The sequence below is a fragment of the Saccharospirillum salsuginis genome, from assembly GCF_014651855.1.
Classification (GTDB): domain Bacteria; phylum Pseudomonadota; class Gammaproteobacteria; order Pseudomonadales; family Natronospirillaceae; genus Saccharospirillum; species Saccharospirillum salsuginis.
In genome coordinates this window covers 27,084-39,765 of record NZ_BMXR01000001.1, presented here as the reverse complement: position 1 = coordinate 39,765, position 12,682 = coordinate 27,084, and the positions used below count along the sequence as shown (strand labels likewise).

Sequence of the window (12,682 nt, the reverse complement as noted above, 5' to 3'; positions counted from 1 at the left end):
ACTGGAGTCGGGAATGCTTGCATGATGCTTCAGGATCGGCATAGTAATAGGAATCTCGATATGCATCCCCAATGCGTTGGCGCGTAACCAAAACAACAGAAACAAACACACACGCCAAAAAAGAGGAGTACCGGTACCCCGTACCGTAATAACCATTATGTTAGCCCGTTGCCGCGGCCATTTTTTGGCCTTCAACTACAAAGCCTTCTATCTCAGTGAGTGGTTCGACGAATAGCCACCGCCCCTCCTTTGCTCTGAAAAAATACATTCATTAATCGAGCTCGCGTGCACATCCCCGATCGTGCGCGACAGGAGAGGTTTGTCTTATGAAACTCGAATTTCCCCATGCCCGCTGGTTGGCCGGCCTGATGGCGGCTGCTGTTCTGACTGGCTGCAACCTGGACAACAACAAAGACGACGACAAGAACGACGATGACAACGACCAGGGCGGAGGCGGCCAGGCCGAAGTCTGGGAATCGCGCGGAACGCTGATGCTGGCGGGCGGTCACCTGACGTTGTGTTCCTCCATGGCCCAGTCCTATTGCAACGACTGGGACACTTACCGCAGTACCGAATTGGCGCATCTGAGCGACGATGAAATCCGCGTGCCCGTCATCGAAGGGGTGGTACTTTCCGATGCCAAAATCAACGATGTACTGTCCGATCCGGCCTGGGACACAAACACCGTCTACGCGGAAGCGGCGGACGCCATCCTGACCTATCTGCAAAGCCAGCAAGAGCTCTACACCAGTTGGGACGACTTCCGCTCAGCCTTCATTGCCGTTCCCGCCAGCGAAGTGAACGTGACGGACGGCGACGGTAACGACCTGGACGGCAATACCATCTGGTTCAACGCGTCCGATGCGCAATGGTCCACGTTCGACCGCCTGAAAGAAGTCGATGATACCTTCCAGTACACCGTCACACAGGCCAAGGTCGATGCGGCCATGGCGCTGACCGATGTGGTGGCCCTGGAGGCCGAACTGAAAACAGCCCTGTCGACAGCGCTGGATGAACAGGTCTTCGACGATCCCGTTTTACAGCTTGAATTCATCGACTATTTCGGTGACATCAACGTGGTCGATGCCACTGTCAATGGCTGGAAGCTCTACAAGAAATGGCTGTCCGACGCTGAGTACTTTTTCATGTTGGATACGCTCGATCCTGAGGACGATGGTACTCACGTCATCAATGCTGCCAACATTTCCACGATCGAAAATGACTCGACGGTGGCCTGGGACGAGCAGAACCGGTCCGACCTGGTGACCGTCCTGCAACACCTGCTCGACGAAGCCGGCGAGGACATCACCTACGCCACCCGGGACGACTTCAAGGCCGCCTTTACCGATGTTTATCTGGATGGTGACGGCAACGCCCTGAACCCGACCTACACACTGGGCAGCGACGCCTGGGACGCACTCGAAACCAGTCTGCAATACCAGATCCTGCGTGAACTGGTGAATCCGTTGACCGACTACGAGCGCCCCCTTGAACGCATCGCACTGGAAGAATCGACCAGCCAGGACGCCATCGACGTCATCAAGGCCGTGGTCGAGAAAGCCAAGGGCGATTCCGATGAAGCCCCGACTATCCTGGTCATGACCTCATCCTCCAACGACAGCTACGACGCCGTCGACTTCTACACCGACATCTTCAACCAGGCTGGCGCCAACGCCCAGTGGTTGCCCGTCGACCGCGCCTTCCAGGACGCCCAGGCCAGCGGTCGCTGCGATCTGCTGCCGATCTACCACGGCCTCTACGCCAACCACCCGCACCTCGATGCCCTTTACCCGGACCATGCCCAGGCGCACCAGAACGCCTGTGAAAACCCGGCCTCCGTGCTCAGTATGATCGAAGACGCCGACGCCCTGTTCATCAACGGTGGCGGTCAGCGCCGTTCGCTCGACGCCCTCATGCCCGAAGTCTCCGCAGGTGTGCGTGAAGACAGCGACGCCATGGCCCTGATCCGTCAGCGCTTCAACGACGGCGACCTCATCGTCGGCGGCACCTCCGCCGGTACCGCCGTCCAGGGTGGTGGTTCGCTCAATGATGACGGCTTCACCATCCCCATGATCGACGGCGGCACCGCCCACGACGTCCTCGTCGACGGCTACGACAGCGGCATCGCCGTCTTCGAAGGCGGCCTCGGCCTGTTCGACTACGGCATCACCGACACCCACTTCTCCGAGCGCGCCCGCGAAACCCGACTGGTCAAACTCGCCCAGCAAACCGGCGTCCGCTTCGGTTTCGGCGTCGACGAAACCACCGCCCTCATCGTCGAACGCCAGGAAAACACCGCCGGCGTCGAACGCGCCCGCATGAACGTCATCGGCGCTGGCGGCGTCTACATCACCGACCTCGGCGATGCCACCCAAACCTCCGCCGACGGCCAGCCGCTCGCCATCGAAGGCGTCGTCACCCACTTCCTCACCCACGGTGATGGTGCCACCTTCACCCCGCACGACGGTGAATTCGACTTCGACCTCGCCGATGGCAAAACGGAAATCTCCGTGGACACCGGCGTCGCCACCGTCACCAACGACGACGTCATCTACGAAGACAACTACCGTCAGATGGCCACGACCATGGTGGCCAACGGCGCTGCGGATGCCACCGGCACCAGCTACGAAAACGACCCCACCTATGAGGTCAACCTGAGCCGGACTGGTGACTCGGTCGGATATGCTGACACCAGCGGACGGGTCTCCTACATCCACTTCCAATTGGATTTAAGCCCTCAAAACTGATCGAAATACATCGATCTGACCTTGAAAAGCCGGCAAATGCCGGCTTTTTTGTTGATGGGATGTTTTGTTGCCAGGGAAGATTTTGGTGGGCGATGCCCACCCTACGGAATCATCACGGCGGATGACGCCTACGGCTCTTCCGCCCTACGGTGTGACCGATCTGGCAAGAGCCGTGTCTTTCGGAATGGAAATGATCCAGTGACACGAATGCGAGCGCGAGAGGAGGGGGTGGCCCTGTTCGGGGATGTGCGAGGCATGGATGCCGAGGTCAAGCCTCCATGGACGGATTCACGGCGACCCCGAACAGGGCCACCCCCTCCTCTGAAGCGGACCCGGCCACAGTATCATGCGAGCCATTTCCCCTTGATTTCCCACTGATCAATAAAACGTCTATAAGCCAAATGGATGAGTGGGTTATTGGGTTTTATTCAAGACATTTATAACAAAATCCGTATAATGCCCCGCGATCTGCTCTCCAATTGACGATCCCGGTTAGCGAACACTCGCTTGAAACCGACCGCCGGAGACGCGATCCCGATTTTCGGCAGGCGCCCAGGGTCCACAAGACCGAGGCGTTTACCAGACCGCTTTCAAATCAAACGGGCGAAGATCGCAATGACCGCAACAACCGCAGATGTAGTGCTAGTTGGGGCCGGTGCCATGAGCGCCACCCTGGGAATGCTGCTCAAGCAGCTCGATCCCTCCCTCAAAATCATCATGCTCGAAAAGCAGGACAGCGTCGCACAGGAAAGCACCGACGGCTGGAACAACGCCGGCACCGGACACGCCGCCTACTGCGAGCTCAACTACACGCCGGTCAAGGCCGACGGCAGTATCGACACCACCAAGGCGTTCAACATCAACTCCGCCTTCGAAGTCAGCCTCCAGTTCTGGTCCTACCTGGTCGAAGAAGGCTCCATGCCCGAGCCGGACCGCTTCATCAATCGGGCGCCGCACAAAAGCTTCGTCTGGGGCGACAAAAACGTAGCCTTCCTGAAAAAGCGCTATGAAACACTCAAAGCCCACCACCTGTTCGCCGACATGGAATACACCGAAGACCGGGATACCCTGCGTCAATGGATGCCCCTGGTCATGCAGAACCGCGACCCCAGCGAAAAAGTCGCCGGCACTCGGGTTCCGTACGGCACCGACGTCGATTTCGGCGGCCTGACCCGTCACCTGGTCGGAAATCTGCAAAAACAAGACGGTTTCGACCTCAAGCTCAAACACGAGGTCAAAGATCTTTATCACAAAGCCAATGGACGATGGGCCATCACTGCGAAAGATCTTGATACAGGCGAAGTCAAATCCATCGATGCTGGTTTTGTATTCCTCGGTGCGGGTGGTGGCGCGCTGCCCTTGTTGCAAAAATCCGGCGTTCCCGAAGGGTACGGCTACGGCGGTTTCCCGGTCAGCGGCCAATGGCTGGTGTGTCGCAAACCCGAAGTCGTCGAACAGCACCACGCCAAGGTCTACGGCAAAGCCCCGCTCGGCGCACCGCCGATGTCCGTCCCGCACCTGGACACCCGCATCATCAACGGTAAAAAAGCCCTGCTGTTCGGACCCTTCGCCGGCTTCACCACCAAGTTCCTCAAGCAAGGATCCTTCCTCGATCTGGTCAAATCCGTCCGTCCGAACAACCTCAAACCCATGCTGTGCGCCGGGATGGCCAACATGGATCTGACGCGCTACCTGATCAGCGAAGTCATGCAGTCCCACAAGTCCCGCGTCGACGCTTTGCGCAAGTTCTACCCCGACGCGCGCGAGGAGGACTGGGAACTGGCCATCGCCGGTCAGCGAGTGCAAATCATCAAGAAAGACCCGAAAAAGGGCGGCAAGCTGGAATTCGGCACCGAGGTCATCGCCACCGAAGACGGCTCACTGGCCGCGTTGCTGGGTGCCTCTCCAGGCGCCTCTACCGCGGTCCAGACGATGATCAACATCGTGGAAGACTGCTTCCCGGAGCGGATGGCGACGCCGGAATGGCAGGAAAAGATGAAAGCCATGGTCCCGTCCTACGGTCAGTCCCTGATCGAAGACGCCGACCTGCTTAAATCCGTCCGCGCCCGGACCCTGTCCACATTGAAGCTCAACCCCTGAGTTTCGCACTGCTTTGAGGCACCTTTGGAGGCATTGGCTTTCTGGGTGCCTCGGTATAAATCACCATCCTTGCCAAAACCCGTGCCGGTTGCGGGGTAGGCCTATTCGGGGTCGCCATAAACCCATCCCTGGGGGCTTGGCGACAGCCATCCATGGCTGTCGACACCCCCGAATAGGCCTACCCCGCAACCGGCACTGGACTGCTGTGCTCTCCGGTATCCGTTGTCGATGACCAGACCTCTCAACCCTCTATCGTAAGGTGCAGGTGACCCGTAGACCGAAGCCGATGCACAATAAAACACCTTCCAAGAACGTAACAATCTTTTGGGAATAACGGTTACAACGGTGACTGAGTATAGAGCGACCGGTGCCGGGGTAGCCCTATTCGGGGATGTCGGTAGCCATGGATGGCTACCGCCAAGCCCCCATGGATGGGTTCATGGCGACCCCGAATAGGGCTACCCCGGCACCGGGTGCGCATTCCCGCCACGAAATGTAACTGTGCCGTACTCAGCCCAGCCACTGTCTCCTCACTCACCCCAACACTTGGCACAACACCTGCTAAAGAGAAAGCTGACCAAACGGTCCAGAGGTGTCGATCGCTGTAAAATCTGTGAAAATCGCGCCTCAATGGATGACATCATAACAACAAGACCGGGAACTCGGCTGGATGACCCGGGTAACCGGTCAGGAGTGGGATAATAAGATGCTGGAAAAATACTTTAAGCTGCGCGAACTGGGCACCGACGTCCGTACCGAATTACTGGCCGGGCTGTCCACCTTCCTCACCATGGCGTACATCATCGCCGTCAACCCGGGCATACTCTCCGAAACCGGTATGCCGTTCAACGCCGTCTTCGTGGCCACCTGTATCGCCGCCGCCTTCGGCACCGCCATCATGGGTCTGTTTGCCAACTACCCGGTCGCTCTGGCACCGGGCATGGGGCTGAACGCCTTCTTCACCTACGGCGTCGTCTTCGGCATGGGCCACAGCTGGCAGATCGCCCTCGGCGCGGTCTTCTGGTCCGGTATTCTGTTCTTCCTGCTCAGCGTCTTTAAAGTGCGTGAATGGATCATCAACGCCATTCCCGCCTCGATGAAAACCGGCATCGCCGTCGGCATCGGTCTGTTTCTCGGCATCATCGGGTTGCAAAACGCCGGTATCGTCGTCGACAACCCCGCCACCCTGGTCGGTCTCGGCGACGTCAAATCCCCAGAAGTGATCCTGACCTTCATCGGTTTCGCCTTGATCACGGCACTGCATTATCGCAAGGTCACCGGCAGCGTCATCATCGGGATTCTCGGTGTGACCGTCATCGGTGCCTTCTTCGGTCTGGTCGAATACAACGGCGTTATGGCCATGCCGTCCGGTCTCGGGGCCACTTTCCTGCAGCTCGACATTCTGGGCGCCATCGAACTGGGTCTGTTCGCAGTGATCTTCGCCTTCCTCTTCGTCGATCTGTTCGACACCTCCGGCACCCTGGTCGCAGTGGCGAAAGAGGGCAAACTGCTCGACAAGGACGGCAAGCTGCCACGTTTGGGCAGAGCGCTGATGGCCGACAGCTCCGCCTCGGTCGCCGGTTCCCTGCTGGGCACGTCCACCACCACCAGCTACATTGAAAGCGGTGCCGGCATCGCTGTCGGTGGTCGCAGTGGCCTGACCGCGCTGACCGTGTCGGTGTTGTTCCTGCTGGCGTTGTTCTTCTCGCCGCTGGCGCAAATGATCCCGGCGTACGCCACCGCTTCGGCGCTGATTTTCGTCGCGGTTCTGATGATTTCATCGATCGCCAGCGTCGACTGGAGCGACCTGACCGAGGCGGCGCCGGTTGTCGTCACCGCCATCATGATGCCGCTGACCTACTCCATCGCCGAAGGTATCGCGATCGGTTTCCTGACCTATGCCGCCGTCAAGGTGCTCGCCGGCAAGGGTCGAGAGGTCAATATCAGCGTCTACATCATCTCCGCTCTGGCGCTGCTGAAGTACATCTGGCTGTAGGACATAGCCCGCAGGAACCATGGTTCGCACGCGGCGGCGCGTGCGGACTTTGGTTCCCGCAGGTAATCGCCATAATGGGATCGTGTCGTTACAATGTCGATTCAAGCAAAGCCAAGCGAGACAGCATGTTCGACCCGAAAGACTATATCCGCACCGTTCCCGACTGGCCGAAACCCGGTGTCCAGTTCCGGGACATCACCACCTTACTTTCCAACGGTCCGGTCTTCCGCCAGTTGATCGACACCTTTATCGATCGTTATCAGCCGGTCGGTCTCGATGCTGTCGTCGGCATCGACGCCCGCGGTTTTATCCTGGGCGCCCCCCTGGCGTATCAGCTTGGTCTCGCGTTCGTTCCGGTGCGCAAACAAGGTAAACTGCCGTTCGATACCTTCGAGGAAGCCTATGAACTGGAGTATGGCGAAGCCATTCTGCAGGTCCATGCGGATGCCCTGGATCCCGGCCAACGGGTGTTGGTGATTGATGATCTGGTCGCCACCGGCGGCACCCTGATGGCGGCCTGCAAGCTGGTGCAGCGGTTGGGTGCCGACGTTCACGAATGCGCCGCCATTGTCGACCTGCCCGCCCTGGGCGGCAGCCAGGCGGTGCTGGACGCTGGCTTCGGCTTTCACGCCCTGTGCCAATACGAAGGTGACTAGTGGTCCATGCGCCAAGTTCGGTAACTGTTCGCTTCGCCAGAATGCACAGGACTTCGTTGGTGAACCTTGAAAGAGCGGTGCTATGTCTGCGGTTCACCGCCTCGCCCTGTACACTCTGGCTGTGCTCCTTAGTTACCGAACTTAACGCACGAACCACTCGGTACTGTCCCCGGGCGGACACTTCTGTCTATACTCAAGCCGACTACAATAATAATTAAAGCGGGGTATAAATGCGCGGTCAGGAAATTCTATGTGGTCATTAGAAACGTGGTTGTGGATCGCGTTGGCGGTATGGGCTGTGATAGCCACCTTAATGCTCATGTATTTCCGGGCCAGGACCCGGCGCGAGCGCGTGCACCAGAACCACCTTCAGGCGTTGATCGACAGCATACCGGATCTGACCTGGATCAAGGACCGCGACAGCCGTTTCCTGCTGGTCAATCAGCAATTCGCCCGGGCATTCAAGTTGCCGCCGGAGAATCTGATCGGCAAGACCGATCTGGACATCAGCCCCCGCGATCAGGCTTTGGACTACCTGCAAGACGATCGCAAGGTCATCGAATCCGGCGAGTCCCGGGTGGTCGAAGAACGCATTACCGGCGAGAACGGCGCCGAGGCCTGGGCTGAAACCACCAAAGTGCCGGTTCGCTCCGCACGGGGCGATATTATCGGCACCGCCGGTACGGCTCGGGACATCACCGAACGCAAGCGGGCCGAAGCCTACATCAAACACCTGGCCCATCACGATTACCTGACCAGTCTGCCCAATCGCATGTGCCTGGAGCAGCGTTGCCAGGAATACCTGAAAGGGCAGGCCGATGCCCGCGCCGGGTTGATCTTTATCGATCTCGACAACTTCAAGTACATCAACGATACGCTCGGTCATCGGGCCGGTGACAAGATGCTGCGTCTGTTGGCCAGTCGGTTGAGCCGGTTGGTGGCCGATCACGGCTGGGCCGGCCGGTTTGGCGGCGATGAATTCGTGCTGTTCCTCACCGACCTGGCTTCGGCCGAGGCACTGGAGGCGTGGATCGACACAACCCTGGCCACACTGGCCAAGCCGGTCACCCTGGGCAGCCTCAGTTACGAGGTCACCGCGAGTGTCGGCTACAGTTATTACCCGGATGATGGCGACGATTACGAAGACCTGCTGCGCAGCGCCGACCTGGCCATGTATCAGGCCAAACATCGCGGGCGCAATCGTTCCTACCGGTTCGAACCGGCCCTGGGTGAACAGTCCCTGTTTCGCATGTCGATCCGCAAGGAGATCAAGCAGGCTCTGGAACAGGACGACTTCTTCATCGAATACCAACCGAAGATCGATTGCCATACCGAGTCTCTGGTCGGCCTGGAGGCGCTGGTTCGCTGGCAGCATCCGAGCCGTGGACGGATTCCCCCGGACGAGTTCATCTTCCTGGCCGAGCAGACGGGGCAGATCATCGACCTCGGCGATTGGGTGCTCGACAGCGTGATCCGACAGTTGGCGCATTGGTCCTCCAAACCGCTGGACCCGGTGACCGTTTCCGTCAATCTGTCCGCCATTCAGCTGCATCAGACCGGGTTCGCCGATCGCCTGGAAACGCTGTTGAATCACCACAAGGTGCCACCGGAGCGGCTCGAGCTGGAATTGACCGAAAGCATTCTCATGGGCCAGGAAGAAGCGGTAACCCAAACGCTGAATCGATTGCGGGCCCTGGGCATTGTGATCAGCATTGACGATTTCGGTACCGGTTACTCCAGCCTGTCCTATCTCTGTCGATTCCCCATCGACGTGCTCAAGATCGACCGTTCCTTTGTCGACCGTGTCGATCAGCGGCGGGACCAGCAACAAGTGGTGCGAGCCATTGTTCAATTGGCCCGTTCGCTGGAGCTGGACATCGTCGCCGAAGGCGTGGAACGGGCCGAGGAAGTGCATTTCTTCCGCGACTTGGGGGTCAGCCGCATGCAGGGCTACTATTTTGCCCATCCGATGACGATGGACGCACTGGAACGTCAATTCGACCCGATGCAGAGGCGCGTATGAACCCACTGGGCTTTTTCACCGCACCCTTCCCCGAGACCGACCTGTCCGAGGTGCTCGATCTGGCCCGTCGTTGGCGGGTCGACGCGCTGGAAATCGGTTGCGGCGGTTACCCCGGCACGCACCATGCCGACGCCCGGCATCTGATGAACGCACCGGAAGAGATTGAAACCTTTCGACAGCAACTCGACGACGCCGGCATCCGGCACCGGGTGTTGAGCTGTCATTGCAACCCGTTGCATCCGGATTCCATACAGGCGGATCTGGCCGACCAGACGCTGCGTCAAACGCTGCACCTGGCCCATCGGTTAGGCATTCGAACCGTGGTGACCTTTTCCGGCGTAGGCGGGCAGGGCGGTCAATTCAACTGGCCGGTGCTGGGCTGGCCGACCGACTACAGCCATTATTGGACCGAGGTCTGGGAAACCCAGTTGATTCCTTATTGGCAGGGCATCGCGGCATTAGCCGAATCGCTGGATGTGCGCATCGCGATCGAACCTCATGGCGGTTTTCTGGTGCACTCGCCGGGCACACTGTTGATGTTGCGCGAAGCCTGTGGCCCCAGTATCGGGGTGAACCTGGACCCGAGCCATTTCTGGTGGCAGGGTCTGGACCCGCTGGCGGGTGTTCGCCTGTTGGGCGATGCGCTGCATCATGTCCACATCAAGGACTGGCTGGCGGACGAACGCGAGCAGGCACTCTGGGGCATGCTCGATCCGCGCCCGCGTACGCCGGACATCACCCCGGCCTGGGAGTTCGCCATTCCCGGTCGTGGTCATGACGAAGGCTTCTGGCAGGCGTTTATCGCAGCATGTATCGCCACGGGTTACGACGGCATGTTCAGCATAGAACACGAAGATCCGACCCTGGATCCGGTGACCGGGATTGAACGGAGTTTGGATTTCATCCGCGCGCTGACTGTTTGAGCCCGGGCGCTTTTGGTAGCCTTTGGTCTATCTCAACGACTGAACAGGCCAGACCATGACCTCATACCGAGCTCTACGGGTGCACGTGACGGACTCGGGCATCACCCGTGCGATCGAGACCCGCTCCCTGGATGAACTGCCCGACCACGATGTTCTGGTCCGGGTGCACTGGTCGTCCATGAACTACAAGGACGCGCTCTCCGCCAACGGCCACAAGGGCATCAGCCGGCACTATCCACACACACCGGGCATCGATGCCGCCGGCGTCGTCGAGCGGGACCGCAGTGGCCGGTTCGAGCCCGGAACCGAAGTGGTGGTTCTCGGTTTCGACCTGGGCATGAATACCGATGGCGGTTTCGCCGACTACATTCGTGTACCCGCCGACTGGATCGTGACCCTGCCCGACGGATTATCCATGGCGGACAGCATGCGCCTGGGTACGGCCGGGGTAACCGCGGCATATTGCCTGGAAAAATTGCTCGATAACGGCCTGCGGGCCTCTCAAGGCCCGGTATTGGTCACCGGAGCGACCGGGGGCGTGGGCAGTATCGCGGTGCATCTGCTCGCCACACTGGGGTATACGGTGACAGCGGTGACCGGCAAACCCGAGGCGCACGACTGGTTGCGTGAACTGGGCGCCTCCGAGATCCTGCCGCGCGAGGCGCTGTCCGAACCGCAGAAGAAAGCCCTGTTGGCCGGCACCTACGCGGCCGCCATCGATACCGTGGGCGACCAGACACTGGTGAACATCCTGAAGAGTCTGAAATACGGCGGTTCTGTCGCCGCGTGCGGCATCGTCGGGGGAACAAAGATACCGGCCGAGATCTACCCCTTTATTTTGCGCGGCGTCAACCTGCTCGGTGTGGCCAGCGCGGATGCACCGTTGGAAGCCCGTAAGCGGGTATTCGCCAAGTTCGCCAAACTTTGGTCGTTGCCCAAGCTCGCCGGCCTGTGCGACACCATCCTGCTCGACCAGGTCAGTCCGCGCGTTGAGGCGATGCTGGCCGGCAAGATCCAGCGGCGCGCCTTGATCGATATGGAGGCGCCATGACGAACGCCTGGAAACTGGACTTTCAGCATTCCGAACTGGAAGCCGGCTGGCAGCAGCGGCTGAACCCGGAATTCGATCAGGACTATGCCCGCCACCTGATGGACTTTCTCAAGACCCGTGCCGGCGAGGGCAAGACGCTGTACCCGCCGGGCGATCAGGTGTTTCGTGCCCTGCAGTTGACGCCGTTCGACCAGGTGAAAGTGGTCATCCTCGGACAGGATCCCTACCATGGCCCCGGGCAGGCCCACGGCCTCAGCTTTTCCGTCCGGGAAGGCGTGCGCCCGCCGCCAAGTCTCAAGAATATCTACAAGGAACTGCAACAGGATGTCGGCATCCAGCCACCTGAGCACGGGGATTTGACGGCCTGGGCCAAACAGGGTGTGTTACTGCTCAATGCCGTGCTGACGGTCGAGCAGGGCAGCGCCGGTGCCCACCAGGGCAAGGGCTGGGAACAGTTCACCGATGCCGTCATAGAACGATTGAATGCCGACAGGACCCACCTGGTGTTCATGCTCTGGGGCAGTTATGCCCAGAAGAAAGGCCGGTTCATTGACAGGGAGCGTCATTGTGTCCTCGAAGCACCGCATCCATCGCCCCTGTCCGCCCACCGGGGCTGGTTCGGGTCGAATCATTTTTCCAAAGCCAATGTCTACTTGAGAGGGACCGGCCAGACGCCAATAAATTGGCAACCCTGATCAATCACTCGCCCTGTTCGGTCTTCTTCTCACGGTAAAAATCCTGTCGGGAAGAAGTCCGAAAGTCCTGACTTGCCTCGCAAAAAAGAGCCTTGAACTCCCCAACGTTGTAAAAGCGTGAGACCCACGTCACATCAGGGTTTGAAACCTCCCCGGATTTGTTTAAAACAATTATTCGCGTGCGCTTGTTCGACTGTAAAGACGCAAAAAAAAGTGACGAAATTTCAGCAACTTCTACAGGCTTGGGCTAGGCTAAAAGATGTAAAGAGCTTTGACTGCATGGTGTTACATCTGGATCGGGGAGCCGGGTCGAAATTGAAACCGCCCCACGGTATCGGCCATCGCCGATGCAGATCTAACGGCATTCAAGCAAAGTTGATTGGTGTCAAAAATCGGGTCGCTTTACCCGTCGAATGCGATCGGGATGCCCGGGCACCCAGGAACCAGGGGTCGAGCAGTCGCCATGTGACGGCGTCATAAACTGTTTGGCA

The 12,682-nt window shown here is 59.2% G+C and carries 8 protein-coding genes; all 8 read left to right on the top strand.

All coding sequences use genetic code 11. The annotated features are described in order from the left end of the window. The first annotated feature begins 326 nt into the window (after nt 1-326). The 8 genes from IE111_RS00165 to ung all read left to right on the top strand — a co-directional run bounded on the left by IE111_RS00165 (nt 327) and on the right by ung (nt 12,191). Nucleotides 327-2,747 carry a cyanophycinase gene (locus IE111_RS00165; protein ID WP_189606473.1) on the top strand — a complete coding sequence of 807 codons (2,421 nt, stop codon included), beginning with the start codon at nt 327-329 and terminating at the stop codon, nt 2,745-2,747. Nucleotides 2,748-3,362: 615 nt separating this feature from the next. Continuing rightward, on the top strand, nt 3,363-4,847 hold the full coding sequence (gene mqo, locus IE111_RS00160; RefSeq protein WP_189606472.1) for a malate dehydrogenase (quinone): 1,485 nt from the start codon (nt 3,363-3,365) through the stop codon (nt 4,845-4,847). 706 nt (nt 4,848-5,553) lie between these two features. Beyond that, nucleotides 5,554-6,843: an NCS2 family permease gene (locus IE111_RS00155; protein WP_189606471.1), complete on the top strand. Its 1,290-nt coding sequence runs from the start codon at nt 5,554-5,556 to the stop codon at nt 6,841-6,843. Nucleotides 6,844-6,968: 125 nt separating this feature from the next. Next, complete coding sequence (locus IE111_RS00150) at nt 6,969-7,499, top strand: adenine phosphoribosyltransferase (RefSeq protein ID WP_189606470.1); 531 nt, start codon at nt 6,969-6,971, stop codon at nt 7,497-7,499. Between the two features lie 250 nt (nt 7,500-7,749). Next, nucleotides 7,750-9,522, top strand: a complete 1,773-nt coding sequence (locus tag IE111_RS00145; protein WP_189606469.1) for a putative bifunctional diguanylate cyclase/phosphodiesterase — start codon at nt 7,750-7,752, stop codon at nt 9,520-9,522. Then, nucleotides 9,519-10,445, top strand: coding sequence for a sugar phosphate isomerase/epimerase family protein (locus IE111_RS00140; RefSeq protein ID WP_189606468.1), 927 nt, complete (start codon nt 9,519-9,521; stop codon nt 10,443-10,445). Before IE111_RS00145 ends, IE111_RS00140 begins: the two co-directional genes overlap by 4 nt. A 55-nt stretch (nt 10,446-10,500) precedes the next feature. Beyond that, nucleotides 10,501-11,496 (top strand): YhdH/YhfP family quinone oxidoreductase, encoded by a 996-nt coding sequence (locus IE111_RS00135; protein WP_189606467.1) that lies wholly within the window; start codon nt 10,501-10,503, stop codon nt 11,494-11,496. Next, nucleotides 11,493-12,191, top strand: a complete 699-nt coding sequence (ung, locus tag IE111_RS00130; RefSeq protein ID WP_189606466.1) for a uracil-DNA glycosylase — start codon at nt 11,493-11,495, stop codon at nt 12,189-12,191. The genes IE111_RS00135 and ung overlap by 4 nt, the downstream gene beginning before the upstream one ends. Nucleotides 12,192-12,682: the final 491 nt, after the last annotated feature.